This window comes from Gluconacetobacter tumulisoli (genome assembly GCF_014174155.1).
Lineage (GTDB): Bacteria > Pseudomonadota > Alphaproteobacteria > Acetobacterales > Acetobacteraceae > Gluconacetobacter > Gluconacetobacter tumulisoli.
This window is the reverse complement of sequence record NZ_JABEQM010000011.1, coordinates 16,172-37,457: the sequence shown is the minus strand read 5'-3', so window position 1 is coordinate 37,457 and position 21,286 is coordinate 16,172. Positions and strand designations below refer to the sequence as shown.

Sequence of the window (21,286 nt, the reverse complement as noted above, 5' to 3'; positions counted from 1 at the left end):
CCGCCCCGGCCTATCAGAATCGAGGTGCAGAAGGCCGCGCCTCCTGCCGGGTGCGGGCAGAGTCCGCGACGGCTGGCCGGGCGGAGGCGCCTACGCCTCTCCCCGCAACGCCCGCTCGCCGATGTCGCGGCGCCAGATGGCGTCGTCCCAGCGGATGGCGGCCACGCCGTGGTAGGCCCGGCTGCGGGCTTCGGCCAGCGTCGTGCCCGTGGCGCAGACCGTCAGCACGCGGCCCCAGGCGGCGACGATGCGGCCCTCGGCGTCCTGCCGCGTACCGGCGTGGAAGACGTGTACGTCGGGCAGGTGGTTGGCCTCGGCGATGCCGTCGATGACGCCGCCGGCAGTGGGCTTGCCGGGGTAGCCGCGCGCGGCTAGCACGATGCTGATGGAATGATCGTCGGAAAAGCGGATGTCCGTCGTATCCAGCGTGCCGTCGGCGACCGAGGCCAGGGCGGGCAGCAGGTCGGACTCCAGCCGGATCAGCAGGGCCTGGGCCTCGGGGTCGCCGAAACGCACGTTATATTCGATCAGCTTCGGCCCGTCGTCGGTCAGCATCAGGCCGGCGAAGATCACGCCGCGAAAGGGCGTGCCGCGCCGGACCATCTCGTCCAGCATGGGGCGCACCAGTATATCCAGCGCCGCTTCCTGCCGCGCGCGGTCGAAGCCGGTGGGGGGTGAGACCGCGCCCATGCCGCCGGTGTTGGGGCCGGTGTCGCCCTCGCCGATGCGCTTGTGGTCCTGTGCCGCGCCGATCAGCACGGCGGTTTCCCCGGCGCAGAACGCGAACAGCGACACCTCGTCGCCCACCAGGCATTCCTCGATCACCACCGACCGGCCGGCGTCGCCCAAGCTGGCGTCGTCCATCATCGCGCGGATCGCGTCCTCGGCCTCGGTCTCGGTCATGGCGACGACCACGCCCTTGCCGGCGGCCAGCCCGTCGGCCTTGATGACGATCGGCGCGCCGCGCCGGCGCACGAACTCCAGCGCCGGGGCCATGCTGTCGAACCGTTCCCAGCGCGCGGTGGGAATGCGCGCCGCGTCGCAGACTTCCTTGGTAAAGCTCTTGCTGCCTTCCAGTTCGGCGGCGGCGCGGGTCGGGCCGGCGCAGGCGATACCGGCTGCGTCGCAGGCATCGGCCAGGCCGGCGACCAGCGGGGCCTCGGGGCCGGGTACCACCAGATCGATGCGCTCGGTGCGCGCCAGGGCGACCAGCCCGGCGACGTCGTCGGCGGCAATGGCGACGTTGGTGCCCAGGGCCGCCGTGCCGGGGTTGCCGGGGGCGATGAACAGGGCTTCCAGCAGCGGTGAGCGCGCGATCGCGGCCGCCATCGCATGTTCCCGTCCGCCCGATCCGACCAGCAGCACCCGCATCAATCCGTTTCCCTGTTCCATCTGCACGCCCGGCCTTCCGGGCGGGCCGTCTCTATCATACCCTGCGGCGATGGACGAACCACTTCGCGATTCCGGCAACGCCGGGGCGGGCAATGTGCCCGAATATTCGGTTTCCGAGATTTCGGGGGCCATCCGCCGCACGCTGGAAGGCACGTTCGGCCGCATCCGCGTGCGGGGCGAAATCACGGAATTCAAGCGCTACCCGTCCGGGCATCTCTATTTCTCGCTGAAGGACGAGGGCGGCAAGATCTCGTCCGTCGTCTGGCGCGGATCGGTGTCCCGTCTGGGGCTGAAGCCGGAAAACGGCGTCGAGGTCATCGCCACCGGCAAGATCTCGTCGTACGGCGAGCGCTCGTCCTACCAGCTCATCATCGACCGGCTGGAATATGCGGGCGAGGGCGCGTTGCTGGCGCGCATCGAACGGCTGCGCCTGAAGCTGGCCGAGGAAGGGTTGTTCGACGCCGCGCGCAAGCGGCCCCTGCCGTTCCTGCCCGATGTGATCGGCGTCGTGACCTCGGCCCAGGGGGCGGTGCTGCACGACATCCGCACCACCATCGCGCGGCGCTTCCCGCGCCGGCTGCTGGTCTGGCCGGTGGCGGTGCAGGGCGAGGCGGCGGCGGCGCAGGTCGCGGCGGCGATCGCGGGGTTCGATGCCATCGACGGGTGGGGCGGCATCCCCCGCCCCGACGTGCTGATCGTTGCGCGCGGCGGCGGGTCGCTGGAGGATTTGATGGCCTTCAACGATGAGGCCGTGCTGCGCGCGGCGGCGGCCTGCAACATCCCGCTGATTTCCGCCGTGGGGCATGAGACCGACACCACGCTGATTGACTTCGTGTCCGACCGGCGCGCCCCCACGCCCACGGCGGCGGCGGAACTGGCCGCGCCGGCACGGACGGAACTGGTGGCCGACCTGGCGCATCGCGCCGCGCGGCTGACCAGCGGGCTGGCGCGCTGCACGCAGATGCTGCGCCTGCGGCTGGACCGCGCGGCGGGGCGGCTGCCAGATCTGCCCTCGCTGCTGGGCACCGCGCGGATGCGGCTGGACGACCGGGGCTATCGGCTGGACCTGGCGCTGCCGGCGCTGGTCGATCGCCGGCGCGCGGCGCTGGTGGCGGTGGAACGCCGCATGCCCCCCCCGGCGGTGCTGATCGGCGGGCGGCGGACGCGGCTGGTGCTGGCCACCAGCCATCTGGAATCGGGACTGCGACATGTGCTGCGCGACCGGCGCGCGCGGGCCGATCGCGCCCGCCTGTCCCCGGCGCCGCTGGCCGCCCTGCTGCGCGAACGTGCGACCCGGCTGGCCGGGCTGTCCGGCCATATGGATTCGCTGTCGCCGATGGCGGTGCTGGAACGCGGCTACGTCCTGGTGCGGAATGCGGCGGGCGTGCCTGTGACGCGGGCAGCGGATGTGCGGCCCGGCAATCGCGTCGTCCTGACCTTCGCGGACGGCGAGGCAACGGCGAAGATCGAAAAGCCGGGCGAGGCGGCGCAGGGCCTGCTGGATATCTGATACCCGCCACAGGCCGATCGCCCTTGGAAATCGATCCGTTGGTCCGCGATGCGGGTCCCGGATCGCATAAGGACGCAGCCACGGGAACCCCCTTGACCGGGTGACGTTATGCCGCGGCAAATGCAAGGGGCGCCGAGATGGATACCACTCGCTTTCCAGGGCATGGCTTTGGAACCTTCTGGCATGGTACAGTGCTTTCGGCGCTGGAACAGGCATGCCTCGCGTCATTTGCCTCCAGGGGATATGACGTCACGCTCTTTTCCTTTGAAAATATTTCAAATGTTCCAGACGGTATCAGGGTGGATGACGCGAGTACCATTGTTTCGCGCGACCTGGAATCCCGGTTCCTGTATAATGGCAAGCCCGATCTTGGCCATTTTTCGGATATCTTTCGCTATCGCATGAATGCGATGCGGGATCTGGTCTGGATCGATCTGGATGTCCTGCTGATTTCGGACAGCATTCCGTTCCAGAACCATGAAATTCTTCCCCTCGAGGACGAAAGCGGCGTCAACGGCGCCATTTTTTACACCGACGATACGACGTTGCTGAAACGCCTGACGGACGAAACCATGCAGCGGATCGGCAAGAATCTGAAATGGGGGGAAACCGGCCCATTGCTGCTGACAAGATTGCTTCCCGGCAAGGAAAATCGGCCGCGTCTTTCACGGCAGGACATGTTCTATCCCATTTCGCACAGTGATATCTACAAAGTCCTGTTGCCCGAATTCAGGGATGAATGTTCTGAAAAATGCATGAATGCCATTACGGTTCATCTGTTCAACAATATTCTCGTCAGACTGGGGTACTGGAAGGACGTGGCGCCGCCGATGGGATCGTTCCTTTACGAACATCTCGCCGCCTGTAACGCCCTGGGATATTTCGCAGCGACGTATCCGGAAGATGTCATGCGACACGTGATCGAGAATTTCAGGTTCCGGCTGAACGGCAAGGCGCTTGGAATCAAGAGCATCATCAAGGAGGTGATCCCGAGCGTGGGACGCACCTATCGGACCTATTATCCGAAGCAGGTCTGAGAGGCTGGTTTGAAATCCGCCCGGTTGGCGGATCCGACGCGCGTTTCCTGCACGCTGCGGCGGGCGGCCATCAAGCCCGCCTCGTTCCGGTGCCCGGAACCATACGACGGGCGGGGGAACACGGGGGCATGTATCGGGCCGCCCGGGAACGGGCGAAGCGGCGCGAAAGGGCTGTTTGCAAATGCGCATTGTCGCGCGACAGTGCGGGACTACGGCAGCGTCGCGTCGGGTCGCCGACGGGCATGTCTTTTGCACAGCTTTGACCAGGAATATGTCATGAACGATTGCCCCCGGCCCCCCGTCGCGCGCCTTGCGGTCGCGGTGATGATGCTCTCGGGGCTGGCGGCCTGCGCGCCGCAACCGGTGGCGCGGCCGGCGGCGCAGGCCGTTCCCCGCCGGCCGCCCCTGCAATTCGCGCCCGGCACGGTGGTGGAGGCCCCACCCCCGGCGAACGAGGCGCAACTGGTCAACGATCCGTCCGCGCCGCTGAACACCCCGCTCTGCGGTGCCGCGGCGCGCGCGGCCGTCGCCACAGGGGCCCGGGTGAACCCCGCCCCCCTGGCGTCGGGGAACAGCTGCGTCGCCAATGCGTGCTTCGACCCGTTGACCGGCACCTATATCGGCGCCGACGGGAACCGCCACGTCTGCCGTTGACCCTTCCTTCTGCCCCATCGGGAAAGCCCGCATAGGGGTTATAGAAATCCCGGGGCAGGGTTTTGAAGGTTGTGATTGACAGCAAAAGCCGATCCACAACACCATTCCGGGAATGAATGGCCGGTCGCCAGTGGACGGCGTCAGCGACGGCGCGGCGACTGTCCACGCTTTCCCACTTCGGCGCATGCTGCCCTTGCATGAGGCTGCGGCCTATCTGGGCGTGCCGAGCCGACGGCTACGGGTCCTGGGCCTGCTGGGGGCGGGTCCTCGTCCGGCGGTGCGGCATGGACGCGACCCGATGTACCGGGTCGAGGACCTGGATCGCTATGTCGGCATATTGTACGACCGGGCGCGGATTTCGCTCGGCGAACAGGTGCGGCAACGGCAGGAATGGCGTGCGCGCATCGTGGTGCCGGGGGGCATTGCCGCGGACGGACGGCAGGAGCCGATCGACCCATGCATGCAGATGCTGACGCTGGATGCGCTGGTGTCGGCCGGGGGGCCGCTGGCGCTGAAGGTGCTGTTTGCGTCGGGACTGGGGCTGATCTTCCTGTCGCACACGCCGCTGCTGTGGCGGCTATAGGGCGCCGTCGTCCGGATCCGGGAGATTCGCAGGCGTGACGCCGGGAACATTTTGCATCACGCACCGACGTCACATCGCAGACTGTAGGATTGAAATGTAACCGAATTATGACGAAACCGGGATGTTATCGATTTTTCAACATCCCGGATCGTCGGCAGGGCCATCAGCAGGAGGAACTGGCGGCGCAGGGCGGCATCGGCGGCGGCAGGGCGGGCGGGACTCCGGGCGGGCGCATTGAGGGCTGGGGCGCGCGTTCGCCGACCGGGGGCGGGGGCACGACCTGCGGCACGTCGGGGGGAAGCTGCTGGACGTCCAACGGGCGCGCCTGCGGGATCGGCTGGCCGGAATAATAGACCTGACCCTGATAGTTCGGGGCCAATTGCGCCGCGTTCAGCCGGTCGATCAGCGAATCCCCGGTCCCGTCGGGATAGGCCGAATGCGGGGGGGACGGTGCGGTCTGCGCGCGGGCCGGCACGCCGTGGGCCAGCAGCGGCAGGGTGGACAAGAGGGCCAGGGCCAGCGTCCCGTACCCTTTCATCCTGTACTCTGATGTCATGGTTCAGCCTTTCCGGATGCGCGCGTTCGGGGATCCGCCAGATCCTGCCTTTCCCCGGCGCGCATGATTATCGCACAGGCGGTCGCGCCGTTCATCGGCGATCTTGCACGTTTGCGGTCGCGGGACTGGTCACGTCCCCGCCGATCCGCTAGGCAACGGAACATGTATCGCCTGCAACAGCCACGGATCGGGATCATGACGGAAGCCTTCAGCGCCGAAGACGGCCGGACCGGGACGCGCCCGGCGCGACGGTGGATCCTGGCCGGCCTGGTCGCGGTCTCGGGCATCGCGCCGGCCATGGCCGCGCCTGCACCCCGTGCCGCCGCCACGGCGGCGGCTCCCGCCGCGGCCCCCGCGCCCGCCCCGGCGGCCGAGGCCGGGCCGGACGGCGCCCCCGCCGAGCCGGTGCTGCCCGCGCCGATCGTGCCGACCTTCGGCACCCTGCCGGCCGGCGTCCGCCCGCCCCAGCCGGTGATCGGCGTCTTCGATACCGGCGAGATCATGCGCCAGTCCGTCGCCGTCCAGCAGGTGGAGCAGGAAATGGGCGCCCGGCGCGAGAAATTGATCCAGGAGGTCCGCGCCGAGGAAACCCAGATCCAGGCCCTGCGCCAGCGGATGCTGAACGCCCCGCGCGAACAGGCCGAGATCCAGCAGCGGGCCCTGCAGCAGCGGGTGGCGTCGGACCAGCGGAAATTCGGCGAACGCAACCGTATCCTGCAGGAAGACATCCAGGTTGCGATGAATCAGGTCCAGCGCGAGGTGGCCCAGGTCGTCAATACGATCGGCAAGTCGCGGGGCCTGACGATGGTCGTGCAGTCCGGCCTGACCGTCCTGCATGGGCCGGAGGTCGATATCAGCCAGCAGGTCGCCACCCGCCTGAATGCCATCCTGCCGCATGTCTACCTGCCGGCCGAGAACGAGGATCCGGAAGTGATCGCGAAATCGGGCCGGTTCCCGACCGCCCCGGTACAGATGACCGAGCCCGGTCCCCAGGACCAGCAGGGCTGACTGCCTTCGCCCGGGGATCTCCCCGGCGGTTCATTCGCCTGCGGTCAGGTCCGCCAGGCAGCCGTCGCACGCGCGCAGCGCGTCATCGGGGGCCAGGCGCACCTGCAATCCCCGCTGCCCCCCGTTGGTGTAGAGATAGGGCAGGCCCGCCGCCTGCCGGGCGAAGGCCGTGGGCACCTTGCGCTTCTGCCCGAACGGGCTGATGCCGCCGACCCTGAAGCCGGTGATCCGCTCGGCATCGGCGGGTTTCATCATCTTCGCCGATTTGCCGTCGAAGGCGGCCGCCAGCTTCTTCATGCTGACCTCATGGTCCGAAGGGATGACGACGCAGACCGGCCGGCCATCGATTTCGGCCATCAGGGTCTTGTAGACGCGCGAAGGCGGCTCGCCGATCGCCTCGGCGGCCTGCACGCCCAACCGGTCGGCCGACGGGTCGTAGGTATATTCGACCGGGGAAAACGCGATTCCCGCGCGCCCCAGTGCCACCGTTGCCGGAGTATTCCTGCCCATTCTGATGTTATAGCAGCCGGCGCCTGCCCGGCATAGTCAGCGTCAGGTCGCGGCGGCGATCCGCTGCCCGTGCCGGGTTTCGGCCGGCAGGCACAGCGCCGCCACCGCGGCCCCGGCCGCATCGGGGCCGGGCAGGGATGACAGGTCGGCGGCGGGCATGGCCTGCACCCGCAGGCGCGTGGCGACGGGGCCGGGATCGTACAGATTGATCCGCAGGCCCGATCCGGGCGGAATTTCCTCGGCCCAGGTCAGGACCATGGCCTCCATCGCCGCCTTGGATGCCGCCATCATGCCCCAGAAGCTGGCCGGACGGACGGCATGCCCGTCGGTCAGGAACACGGCCCGGCCCGCCGGTGCGTGTTCCAGCAATGGGGCGATGGTGCGGATCAGGCGCCAGGCGGCGGTGGCATTGACGGCCAGCGTGGCCGTCCAATCGGTGTCGCGCATGTGGGTGACGGGCGTCAGCACGCCCAGCATGGCGGCGCAATGCACCATCACGTCCAGCCGTCCGAACCGGTCGGCAATCGAGGGGCCCAGCGCGTCGATCGCCGCACCGTCCCGCAGGTCCAGCGGCAGCAACGTGGATGCCCGCCCGGTGCGGCGGCGGATCAGGTCGTCGGTCTCCTCCAGCCCGCCCTGGCTGCGGGCGGTCAGGATGCAATGTGCGCCGGCCGCCGCCAGCGCCATCGCGCAGGCCCGGCCGATTCCCCGGCTGGCCCCGGTGACCAGCGCGACCCGGCCCTCCAGCGGTTCCCGTTCCCCTGTCTCCGTATCGTGCGTCCCGGCGTCGGGCCCTGCGGTCATGCGGCGGGGACGAATGCGGTGTCACCGCCTTCGGCTTCGTGGTCGACCAGCGGGATCGGATAATCGCCGGTGAAGCACGCGTCGCAATACCGGCCCTGCGCCGCCGTCCGGTCGGCATGGCCCAGCGCGCGGTACAGCCCGTCGAACGAGATGAAGGCCAGGCTGTCGACGCCGATCAGCTCGGCCATTTCCTTGAGGTCGTGCTGCGCCGCCAACAGCTTGCTACGCTCCGGCGTGTCGATGCCGTAGAAGCACGAATGCGTCGTGGGGGGCGAGGAGATGCGCATGTGCACCTCGCGCGCGCCGGCGGCGCGGACCATGTCCACGATCTTGCGCGACGTGGTGCCGCGCACGATCGAATCGTCGACCAGGATCACCCGCTTGCCGTCCAGCACCGGGCGGTTGGTCGAATGCTTCAGCTTCACGCCCAGGTGGCGGATCTGGTCGGTCGGTTCGATGAAGGTCCGGCCGACATAATGGTTGCGGATGATCCCCAGTTCGAAGGGAATGCCGCTGGCCGACGCATAGCCCATGGCGGAGGGCACGCCGGAATCGGGCACCGGGACGATGACGTCGGCCTCGACCGCGCTTTCGCGCGCCAGTTCCACGCCGATGCGCTTGCGCGCCTCATAGACCGGCTGGCCGTCGAGGACCGAGTCGGGGCGGGCGAAATAGATGTATTCGAACACGCAGAAGCGTGATTTCTGCTCGCCGAACGGCTTGATCGAGCGCACGCCGTCATTATTGATGATGACGATCTCGCCCGGTTCGACGTCGCGGACGAATTCGGCGCCGACGATATCCAGCGCGCAGGTCTCGCTGGCCAGGACCCAGGACGGGGCGCCACCGTCCTCGCCGGCGATGCGGCCCAGGATCAGCGGCCGCACGCCCAGCGGGTCGCGCACGCCGATCAGCGCGTCGCGCGACAGCGCCACCAGCGAATAGGCGCCCAGCACCTGCTTCAGCGCGTCGATCAGCCGGTCGACCACGTTGGCGTACAGCGAGATCGCGATCAGGTGGATGAACACCTCGCTGTCCGTGGTGGACTGGAAGATGCAGCCCCGGCGCACCAGCGCGCGCTTCAGGGTCTCGGCGTTCGTCAGGTTGCCGTTATGCGCGACCGCCAGGCCGCCGAATTCGAAATCCGCGAACAAGGGCTGGACGTTGCGGATCAACGTCGCCCCGGTGGTGGCGTAGCGGTTGTGCCCCACCGCGCGATGGCCCGGCAGGGTGGCCATCACCCTTGCGTCGCCGAACACGTCGCCGACCAGCCCCAGCCCCTTGTGGGTGTGGAACCGTTCCCCGTCGTACGAGACGATTCCCGTCGCTTCCTGCCCGCGATGCTGCAGGGCATGCAGGCCGAGCGCCGTCAGCGCCGACGCGTCCTTGACGTTCCAGACGCCGAAGACCCCGCATTCCTCGTGCGGCTTGTCGTCGTGCTGCCATTGCGGCGCCACGTCGTCCCGCGCAAAGGCAGGGTCATGCAGGAAGGCGGGGCCGTCGGGGGCGGGGGAACGGGTGGACATGGTCAGCGGTCTTTCCTCGACAGGCCCGGGGGGCGGCCTCGTAAGGGTTCAGATCGGGGCGTCATGGCGCGTCTGCCCCGGTTGCGCAAGGCGCGGCTGCATGGAAATGGGAAGGAAGGGGGCCAGATAGAAGGCCCCCTGCGCCACCAACGGCAGGCTCCGGGCGTCCCGGACCTCGTCCGGCCACGATGCGGGCGGGGTAACCAGGCTGGCCACCAGATACAGCGCGACCAGCACGCCATAGCCGCGCGCCCCGCCGAACAGCAGCCCCAGCGTGCCGTCCAGCCCGCCCAGGGCCGACCCGCGCGCGCGGCGGCCGCAGGCCTGCGCGATCAGGGTGAAGACGACCAGCAGGCCGATGAACGGCACGGCGAAGGCGACGGCGTTGGCCGCCAGCGGATTGGCGATCCAGCGGGCGGCGACCGGCTGCAGCGATCCGGTCCAGCGGGCCGCCAGCACCACGGCCCCGATCCAGCCGGCCAGTCCCAGGATTTCCCGCACCAGGCCGCGCCCGTAGCCGAACAGGGCGGACACGACGATGACACCGCCGCACAGCAGGTCGGCCCAGTTCCAGTTCATCGGCCACGATCCAGGGGCGCGGTGTGCGCCAGGGGAAAAGCCGCCCAGGCGGATGCGGGACGAGGCGCAAGGGGGGCAGGGACCCGGTGCATGGGGGCCGTCACGTTCCTTCCGTTCCGGTGCGCGGACGGCGGCGGGCCGTCCGGTGGAGCAGCTTATGCCATCGCCCGTCCGTCGACGACAGGGGAAAGATCGGGCGGCGTCCCGCCCCCCTCTGAACGCGGTGGCCGATCAGGGCAGCTTGGTCGTGCGGATCTTCCACGGGCGGGTAATGGCCCGCCCGCTCCCGCGTGCCGGCGCGTTCAGCGAGAGCAGCAGGTTGCCGACCCGCAGCCGGCGATCCAGTTCGGTCCACACGGCATCGGGCGCGACGCTCCGGGCCGCCCACAGCTGCATCAGGGTCTGCAGGACGTCGGCGCTCTCACGCACCAGCGTCGCCGGATCGTCGGCGACCAGCGCCGTCAGGCAATGTTCGGCATGCAGGCCGAATGCCCGGGCGGTACGGCGGACGCGGTGGTCGGCCTGCGGATCGGGCGCCGCCTCCGGCCCGGCGGGGGCGGCCGCGATGGCCAGCCCGGCCCACAGCCGGTCCAGCACGTCGGCCGCCCCATCCCCATCGGGCGTGGACGCGGGGGCCGGCGTGGTTTCGTCTGTCTGCGGAGGGCGCGCGGACTCGGGCATTTCCGCATGATGCGGGGACCCCGCCGCGCGGTCAACGATCCGCGCCGCGGCGTCGCGACCTGTCACATGATCCCTTCGCCGCTGCACAACTGATGTCTGGTGCATGCGTCCGTGACGACAGCCAGCGCGCGTAAAAGGGTCTCGCGGTCCCTCGCGGCGCCGAGGCAAAGGCGCAGGCCCGTGTCGGCGTCGTCGGAGACAATGGAAACATCCGGCGGCGTGATCTCGACGCCGCCACGCAGGGCGCGGGCGGCGACCCGCTCGGCTTCCAGCGCGGACATCGGCAGCCAGACGTGGGGGGTGCGGGCGGCTCCTGGCGAAGACATCAAAACACCAAGTGCCGCGCGCGCCATTTCCAGCCGTATCCCGGCTTCGGCCTGTATGGAATCGGCGATTGCGTCTGCCATGCCGTCCTCGACCCAGCGGGCGAACACGAGCGCACCGAGCGTTGGCGGGCAATATCCCAGTGCCCGGATGCCGCGCAGAATCCGGTCGCGCGCCATGCCGCGTGGCAGGGCAAGGAAGGCGAGGCGGAAACCGGGACACACACCCTTGGAAAGGCTGACCAGATAGAGCGTGCGCTCGGGCGCGAAGGTCGCGATCTGCGGCGGCCGGCCGTCTGGATCGGCATAGGCGTAATAGGCATCGTTCTCGAAGATCGTCAGGTCATACTGTCGCGCGACCTCGGCGATTTCCATGCGTCTTGTCCGGCTCATGGTCCTTGTCGTGGGATTGTGCAGCGTCGGGACGGTGAACAGCAGCCTGCTCCGCGTTTCGGCCGCCGCACGCGCCAGCGCCTCGGGCAACAGCCCCTGAGAATCCATCGTGACCCCGCGAAGCGTCATTCCGAGATGTTCCGCCGCCACCCTGGCCCCGTAGAACGTCGAGGACCCGCACAGGATCGTGTCGCCTGGACGGCAGAAGGACGAGAACACCAGCGTGATGGCGTGTTGTCCGCCATTGCACTGGATCAGGTCATCAGCTGTGCAATCGAACCCATACCGACTGCTGATCCATTGCGCGCCCGCCATCCGCACGACGGCCAGCCCCGTGCTCGGGACATATTGCACTGCGGGTTCCAGTGCGTTGCGCAGCGCCAGTTCGGAAACCGCCTTGTTGAGTGCCTCCGCCAGCGGGACGGGCGGCGGCGTGTTGCAGCGCAGATCAATCACGTCATTGCCTGCCGACTCAGAGGCTTCGCTCTCGAAGGTGGGCCCGTCGCGTGTTGCGGCGGCGATACCACGCACATACGAGCCGCGTCCGACACGAGCGTGCAACAGGCCACGCCGTTCCGCCTCGGCATAAGCTTTCGTTACGCTTCCGACGCTTATGCCCAGAGCATAGGCCAGGTCCCGCTGTGGAGGCAGGCGTGTTCCCGCAATCAGACGACCCGAAAGAACGTCGCACTCCATGACGTCCGCCAGACGTTCATAGAGCGGCGCGGATCCTGACGGCAGATCGGGACGCCACATGCTCGGCAAGACTCCTTGGAGGGTGATTGATATAGGACAATGTAATAATTGACCGACAAAAAATGCGCGTCAATCCTAAGACAATCGAAGCGATGTCATTCGATTGTACTAATACAATAAGGATTGTCGTGTCATGCCTGTCGCGTCCAGGAAAGAACTGTCCCACTCCTGCTCCATCGGGATGCAGGGTGTGCCGCGGAGCTGGTTCGAAGCTGTCGGCGTCATGGTTTTCATCCTGCTCGGGCTGATCATGCTGATGCTTATCCGGACTCCGGCCGCAGCACAGGACCAGGATGAGGCGATCGACCGGATCGCCGTTCATTACACGATTGATGATCTGCAAAACCCGGCAAAAGCCCGCCAGTTGCTCGGGTGGATTGACCGTGCCGCGTTGCGGGCGTGCGGCGACGTGGCGGGAGAATCCGACACGATGAGGGCTGCCGTTGCGCAATCCGATTGCCGGCGCGACAGCGTTTTACGGGCGGTCGCACGGGTGCATAGCCCCATGCTGACGCAGGTCGCCTCGGACTATGATTTTTGGGTACGTCCGTAAGAAACCGTTTCAGGAGCGGGGCTGCCGGCGATCCGACGTGTGTTTCCGGTGCTCGGAAACACACGCTGGGTGTGCCGCTGTGTGGCGCTCCCGCTCGGCAGATCCTTTTGAAACAGTTTTCTTCAGGCGCAGCGGAAGTGATGCCTGACCTTATGGCCCGCCAGGTCGATGTCCGCTCCCGTGGACCGCGCCCAGCCAGCCTTTCACACCGAGAAATATTTCGCGCGCGGGTTCAGCACCACCAGCGCCGACGTCGATTGCTCGGGATGGAGCTGGTAGCCCTCGGTCAGCGACACGCCGACGCGTTCCGCGTCCAGCAGGCGCAGGATCGGCTCCTGGTCCTCCAGGCGCGGGCAGGCCGGGTACCCGAACGAATAGCGCGAGCCCCGATACCCCTGCTGAAGCATCTTCGCCATGTCGCGATCGTCCTCGGCGGCGAAGCCCAGTTCGGCGCGGATGCGCTTGTGGGTGTATTCGGCCATGGCTTCGGCCATCTCCACCGACAGGCCGTGCAGATACAGGTAGTCCTTGTAGCGGTTGCCCTCGAACCAGTCGCGCGCGATGTCCGACGCCTTCTGGCCCACGGTGACGACCTGCAAGCCGATGACGTCGCGCTGCGCGTCGTCGACGTCGCGGACGAAATCGGCGATGCACTCGCCGTCGTCGCGCGGCTGGCGCGGCAGGGTGAAGCGCGCGACCTCGGTCGTGCCGTCCTCGGCGAACAGGATCAGGTCGTTGCCCTGGCCCGCCGCCTTCCAGTAGCCGTAGGCGGCCTGGGGCCGCAGGATGTCCTCGGCCGCCGTCAGCGCCAGCATCCGGCGCAGCACGGGGCGCAGTTCCTGCCGTGCCCAGCCCATGAATTCGTCCAGCGAGCGCCCCTGCTTCCGGAAGCCCCACTGGAACTGGTACAGCGAGCGTTCATTCAGGAACGGCAGCACCGCGTCCGGCGTCGCTTCCAGCACGCGGGCGCCCCAGAACGGCGGCTGCGCCACCGGTTCGTCGTGCGTCAGGCGCCGGCGGCGGGCGTGGGCGGCGGCGACATCCACGGGGCCGAAGCCCCGGGTTTCCGCCTGTTCCATGTCGCGGGGCTTCGCCCGCGTGGCCTTGCCGGCGCGGCGCGCGCGGATGGCGGCCAGATATTCGTCGAATTCACCCCGTGTCACCTGGTCCATCAGCGACAGCCCGTCGAACGCGTCGCGGGCATAGGCCACGCGCCCGTCGGTGCCGTAGGCGGCGGTGCAATCCTCCTCGACATAATTGCGGGTCAGGGCGGCGCCGCCCAGCAGGACGGGGACGTCCAGCCCCTGGCGGGCCATTTCCTCCAGGTTCTCGCGCATCACCACGGTCGATTTCACCAGCAGGCCGGACATGCCCACGGCGTCGGCCTTATGTTCCCGGGTGGCGGCGATCATGTCGGCCACCGGCACCTTGATGCCCAGGTTGACGACACGATAGCCGTTGTTGGTCAGGATGATATCGACCAGGTTCTTGCCGATGTCATGCACGTCGCCCTTCACGGTCGCCAGAACGATGGTGCCGCGCGCCTGGCCGTCGACACGCTCCATGTGCGGTTCCAGATGGGCGACGGCGGCCTTCATCGTCTCGGCCGACTGCAGGACGAAGGGCAGCTGCATCTTGCCTGCGCCGAACAGTTCGCCCACCACCTTCATGCCGTCCAGCAGGATGGTGTTGATGATGTCCAGCGGCGGGATCGTCCGCATCGCCTCGTCCAGCTCGGCCTCCAGTCCCTTGCGGTCGCCATCGACGATGCGGTCCTTCAGGCGGCCCTCGACCGTTTCGGCGCGGGTCTTCTTCACCGCATCGGCGGCCTTGCGGTCGGCGAACAGCGCCAGCAGGCGCTGCAACGGGTCATACCCCTCGGACCGGCGGTCGAAGATCAGGTCCTCGGCGACGCGGACCTCTTCCTCGGGGATCAGGTGCAGCGGCCGGATCTTGGAGACATGGACGATCGCCGCCGTCATGCCCGCGCGTACCGCATGGTCCAGGAAGACCGAATTCAGCACCGCGCGCGCCGCCGGGTTCAACCCGAACGAGATGTTCGACAGGCCCAGCACGATCTGGATGTCGGGGAAGCGCTCGCGGATCAGGCGGATGCCCTCCAGCGTCCACACGCCCAGCTTGCGATCGTCCTCGACGCCGGTGCCGATGGTGAACGTCAGCGGGTCGATCATCAGGTCGGACTGCGGCAGGCCGTGGCGGTCGCAGGCGAATTCGACCAGCCTCGTCGCGATCCGCAGCTTGTCCTCGGCCGTCTTGGCCATGCCGACCTCGTCGATCGTCAGCGCCACCACGGCGGCGCCGAACTTGCGGGCCAGCAGCATGCGGTCGGTGGCGTGGCCCTCGCCGTCCTCGAAATTGATCGAGTTGATGATCGCCTTGCCGCCATACAGCTTCAGCGCGGCCTCGATCACCGGGGTCTCGGTCGAATCGATGACCAGCGGCGCGTTGACCGAGGCGGTGAAGCGGGTGACGACCTCGTTCATCTCGCGCATTTCGTCCCGCCCGACGAAGGCGGTGCAGACGTCCAGCGCGTTCGATCCCTCGCCCACCTGTTCGCGCCCCACGGCGACGCAGCCGTCCCAGTCGCCCTCTTCCTGCAGGGTGCGCCATTTCTTCGATCCGTTGGCATTGCAGCGCTCGCCGATCGAAAAATAGCTGTTCTCCTGCCGCAGCGGGACCTGCGTGTACAGGCTGGACACGGACGGGATCCAGACCGGGCGGCGGGCGACGGGGGCGGGGCGGTGGCGGCCCGTGCCCTCGGCGCGACGGCGCAGCATGGCGTCCAGCGCCGCGATGTGCGGGGTGGACGTGCCGCAGCATCCGCCCACCAGGTTCAGCCCGTCCTCGGCCACGAAGCGGTCCACCCAGGTCGCCATGTCGGCCGGCGACAGCGGGTAGTGCGTCTGCCCGTCCACCAGTTCCGGCAACCCGGCATTGGGCTGGATCGAAACCAGGCCCGGCCAGTTCTCGGCCAGCCAGCGCACATGCTCGGCCATTTCCTGCGGGCCGGTAGCGCAGTTCAGGCCCATCAGCGGCACGTCCAGCGCGTGGATCGCGGTCGCGGCGGCGGCGATGTCGGGACCGACCAGCAGCGTGCCGGTGGTTTCCACCGTCACCTGCACGAAGATCGGCGTATCGGCGCCCTGCTCGGCGCGAGCGATCTTCGCCCCGTTCACGGCGGCCTTGATCTGCAGCGTATCCTGGCAGGTTTCGATCAGCAGGGCATCCACCCCACCTTCGATCAGCCCCCGGCACTGCTCGGCCAGGCCGGCCTCCAGCGTGTCGTAATCGATATTGCCCAGCGACGGCAGCTTGGTCCCCGGCCCCACCGAGCCCACGACATAGCGGTGGCGGCCGTCGGAAAAGCTCTCGGCGGCCTCGCGCGCCAGATGGGCGGCGGTGCGGTTGATCTCGCGCGCGCGGTCGGTCAGGCCGAATTCGCCCAGGGTGATCGGCGACCCGCCGAAACTGTTGGTTTCCACCATGTCCGCCCCGGCCTCGAAATAGCCGCGATGGATCTCGCGCACCAGTTCGGGACGCGACAGGTTCAGGATCTCGGTGCAGTTCTCCTGCCCCCAGTAGTCCCTCTCGACATCGAGGTCGAGCACCTGCACGCGCGATCCCATGCCCCCGTCACACAGCAGGACCTGGTCGCGAAGGGCGTCGAGAAGATGGGGTCGGCTGGTCATGATGGTCCTGGTTTTCCAAGGAAGGGGGCAGGGAGGGCCGCCGTTATTCCCGCAAGGCGCCCCGCCTGTCCAGCATTGCGGCCCGCTGGCGCGCCTTTCCGTATAATGTGCATTTCATCGACAGGCGAGGGCGGGGGGACGGATGGCGGGCGACAGGGCCAGTAACGGGGACGATGACGGACGGATCACGCTGGAGCTGATGGACGCGGCGGCGTTCGCCGGAATGGCCGGCGATGCCGGCGCGCTGGTCCTGACGGCCCAGGGGGTGCTGGACGACGCCGCCGCCGACCCGGCGCGTGCGGGGTGGCAGGACGTGATCGCGCTGCGCGCCGCGCTCTCGCCGTTCGGCCACGGCGTGACCTGCGTGTGCTGTGTCCCGTCCGGCGGATTTACCTCGGCCCTGGCGGATCTGTTCCGCGCCCGCGTGACCGGGCAGCGCCCGTGGTTCGACCGCGTCGTGATCGCCATGCCCGCCGCGCAACTTGACGACGTGCGGCGCGAGGTGACGGGCCATCGCGTGGTGGCGGCGCGCTATCGATCCGGCCGGGGGATGGCGGTGGCTCCATCGCGTTAACCCTCCATTCGTCTTTCGGAGGCTAGCTGGGCCGGTATGGGCGCGCCGCGAAGGCTGGCGGCCGCCCGGGACCAACCGAAGGACGAGCCGTGGCGCATTCAGATCCCCCGCCCGGTGCCGCGGATCCGGCCGCCCAGGCCGGCGCCCGGCCCGGCTCGCAGGAGCGGCCGGCCCCGACGACGATCCGCCTGCGTGCCACGGCCGCCGCGGCGCGCTATCACGGCATCGACGTGGATATCCGCGATTTCGTGGCCGAACCGGGCGAGGTCGCGCCGTCGCCGGCCGCCCTGGCGCGCTGGCTGAACGACCAGGGGGCGGTGGCGCGGGGGATGCGCCTGAAATGGCGCTACCTGGTACGGATGCACAACACGCCGCCGATCGTGCTGATGTTCCGCGATGGGTCGGCGGGCCTGATGGTCGCCGCCGATGCCGAACGCGGCGTGATCTGGCTGCGCGATCCGCTGGGCGATGCGGGATCGACGCCCGTGCCGGTGGACGAATTGCGCCTGTCGCAGGTCTGGACCGGCGACGTGCTGCTGGTGAAGCGTCGCCGCGACCTGGCGGAGGCCGACGCGCCGATCGATTTCGCATGGCTGGCGCGGATGGTCCTGCGCGAACGCCGCGCCCTGCGCGACATCGTGCTGGCGTCGATGGTGCTGAGCGTGCTGGCGATCTTCCCGCCGCTGATCGTCATGCAGGTCATCGACCGGGTGGTGAATTTCCGGTCGATGGCGACGCTGGTGTCCATCACCGCCATCGTCTGCGTCCTCAGCTTCTATGAAATCCTGCTGACCTACGCGCGGCGAGAACTGACGCTGGTACTGACGACGCGGCTGGATACGCGGATTTCGATCCATGTCTTCAACCGGCTGCTGGCGCTGCCGCTGGAATTCTTCGAACGCCAGCAGGCGGGGCATGTCATCGGCCGGGTATCCGCGATCTACAAGGTCAAGGATTTCATGACCGGGAAGCTGCTGAACACCTTCCTGGACATGTTCACCCTGGTCATCGTCCTGCCCTTCCTGTTCTACCTCAGCGCCACGCTGGCGTGGATGACCATCGCGGCGGCGGGCGCGATCGGGCTGGTGGTCGTGATCTTCATGGGGCCGGTGGGCGGGCTGATCGGCCGGAAGGTCAACGCCGACATGGCGCGCGGATCGGTGATGTACGAGACCGTCGCGGGCATCCGCACCATCAAGACGCTGGCGCTGGAACGCACGCGCCGCCAGTTGTGGGACGAGCGGTCGGCCGAATCGGCGGTGTGGTCGCTGGCGGTCGGACGCATGACGAACGTGGCGTCGACCGTCGTGATGCCGTTCGAAATGTTCATCAATCGCGGCATCATCCTGGTCGGGGCCTACCTGATCCTGACCGGCCGGGGCGACATGGGCGGCGGCGCGCTGATGGCGTTCATGATGCTGGGCGGCCGCGTGGCCGCACCACTGATCGGCCTGGCGCGCCTGCTGGACGACATGAACGAGGTCAAGACCGCGCTGGGCGAAGCCGGGCTGGTGCTGAACCAGCCGACCGAGAGCCGCGCGCTGACCAGCGGCCTGCGGCCGGAAATCCGGGGCGCCCTGTCGTTCACCGACGTGAACTTCACCTATCCCGGCGCCACCACGCGCGCGCTGGACGACGTGAATTTCCATATCCCGGCCGGCACCATGCTGGGGCTGGTGGGGCGCAGCGGGTCGGGAAAATCCACCATCACCCGCCTGTTGCAGGGTGTCAGCCGGTCGTACAGCGGCTATCTGAAGCTGGACGGGGTGGACCTGCGCGAGATCAACCTGACGCATCTGCGCCGGTCGTTCGGCGTGGTGCTGCAGGACAATTTCCTCTTTCGCGGGACGGTGCGCGACAACATCACCGCCGGCCGTCCCGGCCTGACGCTGGACGACGTCGTGCGCGCCGCCCGCCTGGCCGGCGCCGAGGAATTCATCGAGCGCATGCCCGCGGGGTACGAGACCTGGATCGAAGAGGGCTCGACCAACATTTCCGGCGGCCAGCGGCAGCGCCTGGCCATCGCGCGCGCGTTGATCTGCGATCCCAGGCTGATGATCCTGGACGAGGCGACATCGGCCCTGGACCCCGAGAGCGAGGCGCTGGTGAACGCCAACCTGCAACGGATCGGCCGGGGCCGCACCATGGTCATCGTGTCGCACCGGCTGTCGTCGCTGGTCGATTGCGACCAGATCTGCGTGATGGATCAGGGGCGGGTGGTGGATATCGCGCCGCATGAGGTGCTGCTGGAACGCTGCGCGATCTATCGCACCCTGTGGTTGCAGCAGAACCGTCACCAGGCCTCGCCGTCAGGGCGTACGGGTCCCGCCGCGATACTGGCCGAAGGGGGAACCGACCCATGACCGACGGCAAGATGGTTCCGGCCGACGATGACGGCCCGTCCCGGGGCGCGATCGAGGGCTATGTGCTGCCCGCGGCGGACGATCCGGCCGCGAAGGCCGACATGCCGGCCGCCCTGCTGGAATTCAATTCGCCCAGCGCGGCCCTGATCAACCTGCCGCCGACGGCGTCCGCCCAGTACATCACCTGGCTGATTTCGGGGCTGATGATCGCAAGCCTGGTGGTGATGTCGGTCTTCCCGCTGGACCAGGTCGTGACGTCGGAGGGACGCCTGGCGTCGACCGATGCCACCCTGGTGGTCCAGCCGCTGGAAACCTCGATCATCCGCTCGATCGACGTGCATGACGGCGATTTCGTCCGCAAGGGCCAGGTTCTGGCCCATCTGGACCCCACCGTCACCGACGCGGACGTGGAAAACATGCGCGTCCAGGTGCTGGCCTACGGCGCGCAGGTCGATCGCCTGACGGCCGAGGCCGACGGCCGCGACTATATCCCCGATGCCACGATCCCCGCCTCGGTCCAGGAGGCGGCGGCGTTCCTGCGGCGCCGTGCCGAATTCACCGCCAAGGTCGAGAATTACGACAAGCAGATGGCCGGGGCACGCGCCGACATGCAGGGCAACCTGGCGGACGCCGCGATGTATGCGGCCCGCGCGCGGGTGGCGTCCGACGTCCATGCGATGCGCCTGCGCCTGCAACACGACCAGGTCGGCAGCCGCCTGTCCACCCTGTCGGCGCAGAATGACCTGATGGAGGTCGAACGCGCCCAGATCGCCGCGCAGCAGGCCGCCAGCAGCGCCCGTGCCCGGCTGGAGGCCACGACGGCCGAACGCGACGGCTTCATCCAGAACTGGAAGGCCACGATCTACCAGGACCTCAGTACCGCCCAGCATCGCCTGGCCGACGCGCAGGACGATTACCGCAAGGCGCGCCTGCGGCGCAGCCTGGTCGTCATGCGCGCCGACCGCGACGCGGTGGTGCTGAGCATCGCCGGCCTGTCGGTGGGGTCGGTGATGCAGTCGGGCAACCAGTTGATGACGCTGGTGCCGGTCGACAGCGGGCTGGAGGTCGATACGGCGGTGCGTGGGTCCGACGTCGGCTTCATCCGGCCCGGGGACCATGTGCTGCTGAAATTCGCGACCTTCCCCTACACCCAATATGGCGGGGCCGAGGGCACGGTGCGCGTCATCAGCGCCGATTCCTTCGCACCGGGCGACGGCACGCAGACCAGCCCCGGGGCAGGGGCGCAGGGGGTGCATGCGACGGCGGGCGGGATGGACGCCTTCTATCGCGTGCGGGTGCGGATCGATCGCTACACGTTGCACGACGTGCCGTCCTTTTTCCATCCCCAGCCCGGCATGCCGGTCGAGGCCGACATCCATGTCGGACGGCGGACGATGATGCAGTACCTGCTGAACCGCATCGTGCCGGCCCTGACCAACGGCATGCGCGAACCCTGAAAGGTTGGGCTGACATGCGTTCTGTTGGCGATCCGACGTGCCTGCCCTGTGCTTCGGTGCTCACGGCCGGCAAGGCCGCTCCGCTTCGATGCTCGGACAGGCACGCCGGGCGTGCCGCTGCGCGGCCCTCTCGCGCAACAGAACGCATGTCAGCCCAACCTTTGCGTCCCCGGATCTCATCTGCGGGTTTCCAAAGGGTCCTGGCCTTTGAGGAACGTCAGGGGAGGGCCTGTGAAGTCCGTTTAAAAACGGCCTTCGATCCGACGTGCCTGCCCTGTGCTTCGGTGCTCACGGCCGGCAAGGTTGCTCCGCTCCGA

The 21,286-nt window shown here is 68.3% G+C and carries 18 protein-coding genes; 9 read left to right on the top strand and 9 right to left on the bottom strand.

Annotation, left to right across the window (positions count from 1 at the left end; genetic code table 11):
• Positions 1 to 90 precede the first annotated feature (90 nt).
• Positions 91 to 1,371 carry a phosphoribosylamine--glycine ligase gene (gene purD, locus HLH28_RS13310; RefSeq protein WP_182960161.1) on the bottom strand — a complete coding sequence of 427 codons (1,281 nt, stop codon included), beginning with the start codon at positions 1,369 to 1,371 and terminating at the stop codon, positions 91 to 93.
• Between the two features lie 70 nt (positions 1,372 to 1,441).
• On the opposite strand from purD, the gene xseA reads away from it, so the two are divergent.
• From xseA to HLH28_RS13290, 4 genes are all read left to right on the top strand, one after another.
• Positions 1,442 to 2,902, top strand: a complete 1,461-nt coding sequence (gene xseA / locus HLH28_RS13305) for an exodeoxyribonuclease VII large subunit (protein WP_182959987.1) — start codon at positions 1,442 to 1,444, stop codon at positions 2,900 to 2,902.
• A gap of 137 nt (positions 2,903 to 3,039) precedes the next feature.
• Positions 3,040 to 3,939, top strand: a complete 900-nt coding sequence (locus HLH28_RS13300) for a hypothetical protein (RefSeq protein WP_246396167.1) — start codon at positions 3,040 to 3,042, stop codon at positions 3,937 to 3,939.
• Between the two features lie 276 nt (positions 3,940 to 4,215).
• Complete coding sequence (locus HLH28_RS13295; RefSeq protein ID WP_182959985.1) at positions 4,216 to 4,593, top strand: BA14K family protein; 378 nt, start codon at positions 4,216 to 4,218, stop codon at positions 4,591 to 4,593.
• Between the two features lie 184 nt (positions 4,594 to 4,777).
• A complete protein-coding gene (locus tag HLH28_RS13290; RefSeq protein WP_246396165.1) occupies positions 4,778 to 5,176 on the top strand; it encodes a DNA-binding protein in 399 nt (132 codons plus the stop codon).
• A gap of 163 nt (positions 5,177 to 5,339) precedes the next feature.
• Here HLH28_RS13290 and HLH28_RS13285 read toward each other — a convergent pair whose 3' ends face one another.
• Positions 5,340 to 5,732, bottom strand: a complete 393-nt coding sequence (locus HLH28_RS13285; RefSeq protein WP_246396163.1) for a hypothetical protein — start codon at positions 5,730 to 5,732, stop codon at positions 5,340 to 5,342.
• 195 nt (positions 5,733 to 5,927) lie between these two features.
• Between HLH28_RS13285 and HLH28_RS13280 the strand changes: the two genes are divergently transcribed.
• Positions 5,928 to 6,740, top strand: coding sequence for an OmpH family outer membrane protein (locus HLH28_RS13280; protein ID WP_182959981.1), 813 nt, complete (start codon positions 5,928 to 5,930; stop codon positions 6,738 to 6,740).
• Between the two features lie 30 nt (positions 6,741 to 6,770).
• Here the strand turns inward: HLH28_RS13280 and ybaK are convergent, their stop codons facing one another.
• From ybaK to HLH28_RS13250, 6 genes are all read right to left on the bottom strand, one after another.
• Positions 6,771 to 7,250, bottom strand: coding sequence for a Cys-tRNA(Pro) deacylase (gene ybaK / locus HLH28_RS13275; RefSeq protein WP_182959979.1), 480 nt, complete (start codon positions 7,248 to 7,250; stop codon positions 6,771 to 6,773).
• A gap of 42 nt (positions 7,251 to 7,292) precedes the next feature.
• Positions 7,293 to 8,054: an SDR family NAD(P)-dependent oxidoreductase gene (locus HLH28_RS13270; RefSeq protein WP_182959977.1), complete on the bottom strand. Its 762-nt coding sequence runs from the start codon at positions 8,052 to 8,054 to the stop codon at positions 7,293 to 7,295.
• Positions 8,051 to 9,580, bottom strand: coding sequence for an amidophosphoribosyltransferase (purF, locus tag HLH28_RS13265; RefSeq protein ID WP_246396161.1), 1,530 nt, complete (start codon positions 9,578 to 9,580; stop codon positions 8,051 to 8,053). Before purF ends, HLH28_RS13270 begins: the two co-directional genes overlap by 4 nt.
• A gap of 48 nt (positions 9,581 to 9,628) precedes the next feature.
• Positions 9,629 to 10,159 (bottom strand): CvpA family protein, encoded by a 531-nt coding sequence (locus HLH28_RS13260; RefSeq protein WP_182959975.1) that lies wholly within the window; start codon positions 10,157 to 10,159, stop codon positions 9,629 to 9,631.
• Between the two features lie 231 nt (positions 10,160 to 10,390).
• Positions 10,391 to 10,906: a phosphoribosyl-ATP pyrophosphatase gene (locus HLH28_RS13255; RefSeq protein WP_338029737.1), complete on the bottom strand. Its 516-nt coding sequence runs from the start codon at positions 10,904 to 10,906 to the stop codon at positions 10,391 to 10,393.
• Entirely contained in the window at positions 10,903 to 12,312 is a 1,410-nt protein-coding gene (locus HLH28_RS13250) for an aminotransferase-like domain-containing protein (protein ID WP_182959973.1), read from the bottom strand. The genes HLH28_RS13255 and HLH28_RS13250 overlap by 4 nt, the downstream gene beginning before the upstream one ends.
• A 133-nt stretch (positions 12,313 to 12,445) precedes the next feature.
• Here HLH28_RS13250 and HLH28_RS13245 point away from each other — a divergent pair, with 133 nt between their 5' ends.
• Entirely contained in the window at positions 12,446 to 12,865 is a 420-nt protein-coding gene (locus tag HLH28_RS13245; RefSeq protein WP_182959970.1) for a UrcA family protein, read from the top strand.
• Positions 12,866 to 13,068: 203 nt separating this feature from the next.
• Here HLH28_RS13245 and metH read toward each other — a convergent pair whose 3' ends face one another.
• The gene (metH, locus tag HLH28_RS13240) at positions 13,069 to 16,575 is read right to left on the bottom strand and encodes a methionine synthase (protein WP_182959968.1); all 3,507 of its coding nucleotides are present in this window, start codon (positions 16,573 to 16,575) and stop codon (positions 13,069 to 13,071) included.
• Positions 16,576 to 16,717: 142 nt separating this feature from the next.
• On the opposite strand from metH, the gene HLH28_RS13235 reads away from it, so the two are divergent.
• From HLH28_RS13235 to HLH28_RS13225, 3 genes are all read left to right on the top strand, one after another.
• The gene (locus HLH28_RS13235) at positions 16,718 to 17,149 is read left to right on the top strand and encodes a hypothetical protein (RefSeq protein WP_246396159.1); all 432 of its coding nucleotides are present in this window, start codon (positions 16,718 to 16,720) and stop codon (positions 17,147 to 17,149) included.
• A 182-nt stretch (positions 17,150 to 17,331) separates the two neighbouring features.
• Positions 17,332 to 19,512, top strand: a complete 2,181-nt coding sequence (locus tag HLH28_RS13230; RefSeq protein WP_338029743.1) for a peptidase domain-containing ABC transporter — start codon at positions 17,332 to 17,334, stop codon at positions 19,510 to 19,512.
• Positions 19,509 to 20,969, top strand: a complete 1,461-nt coding sequence (locus tag HLH28_RS13225) for an HlyD family type I secretion periplasmic adaptor subunit (protein ID WP_182959964.1) — start codon at positions 19,509 to 19,511, stop codon at positions 20,967 to 20,969. The genes HLH28_RS13230 and HLH28_RS13225 overlap by 4 nt, the downstream gene beginning before the upstream one ends.
• Positions 20,970 to 21,286: the final 317 nt, after the last annotated feature.

Excerpts from the sequence above, each read along its gene's own strand:
- HLH28_RS13290 (WP_246396165.1), top strand. The coding sequence starts at position 4,778 with ATGCTGCCCTTGCATGAGGCTGCGGCCTATCTGGGCGTGCCGAGCCGA.
- HLH28_RS13245 (WP_182959970.1), top strand. The coding sequence starts at position 12,446 with ATGCCTGTCGCGTCCAGGAAAGAACTGTCCCACTCCTGCTCCATCGGG.
- HLH28_RS13300 (WP_246396167.1), top strand. The coding sequence starts at position 3,040 with ATGGATACCACTCGCTTTCCAGGGCATGGCTTTGGAACCTTCTGGCAT.
- purD (WP_182960161.1), bottom strand. The coding sequence starts at position 1,371 with ATGCGGGTGCTGCTGGTCGGATCGGGCGGACGGGAACATGCGATGGCG.
- xseA (WP_182959987.1), top strand. The coding sequence starts at position 1,442 with ATGGACGAACCACTTCGCGATTCCGGCAACGCCGGGGCGGGCAATGTG.
- HLH28_RS13285 (WP_246396163.1), bottom strand. The coding sequence starts at position 5,732 with ATGACATCAGAGTACAGGATGAAAGGGTACGGGACGCTGGCCCTGGCC.
- HLH28_RS13260 (WP_182959975.1), bottom strand. The coding sequence starts at position 10,159 with ATGAACTGGAACTGGGCCGACCTGCTGTGCGGCGGTGTCATCGTCGTG.
- HLH28_RS13280 (WP_182959981.1), top strand. The coding sequence starts at position 5,928 with ATGACGGAAGCCTTCAGCGCCGAAGACGGCCGGACCGGGACGCGCCCG.
- purF (WP_246396161.1), bottom strand. The coding sequence starts at position 9,580 with ATGTCCACCCGTTCCCCCGCCCCCGACGGCCCCGCCTTCCTGCATGAC.
- HLH28_RS13270 (WP_182959977.1), bottom strand. The coding sequence starts at position 8,054 with ATGACCGCAGGGCCCGACGCCGGGACGCACGATACGGAGACAGGGGAA.
- HLH28_RS13235 (WP_246396159.1), top strand. The coding sequence starts at position 16,718 with ATGGCGGGCGACAGGGCCAGTAACGGGGACGATGACGGACGGATCACG.
- metH (WP_182959968.1), bottom strand. The coding sequence starts at position 16,575 with ATGACCAGCCGACCCCATCTTCTCGACGCCCTTCGCGACCAGGTCCTG.
- ybaK (WP_182959979.1), bottom strand. The coding sequence starts at position 7,250 with ATGGGCAGGAATACTCCGGCAACGGTGGCACTGGGGCGCGCGGGAATC.
- HLH28_RS13295 (WP_182959985.1), top strand. The coding sequence starts at position 4,216 with ATGAACGATTGCCCCCGGCCCCCCGTCGCGCGCCTTGCGGTCGCGGTG.
- HLH28_RS13225 (WP_182959964.1), top strand. The coding sequence starts at position 19,509 with ATGACCGACGGCAAGATGGTTCCGGCCGACGATGACGGCCCGTCCCGG.
- HLH28_RS13250 (WP_182959973.1), bottom strand. The coding sequence starts at position 12,312 with ATGTGGCGTCCCGATCTGCCGTCAGGATCCGCGCCGCTCTATGAACGT.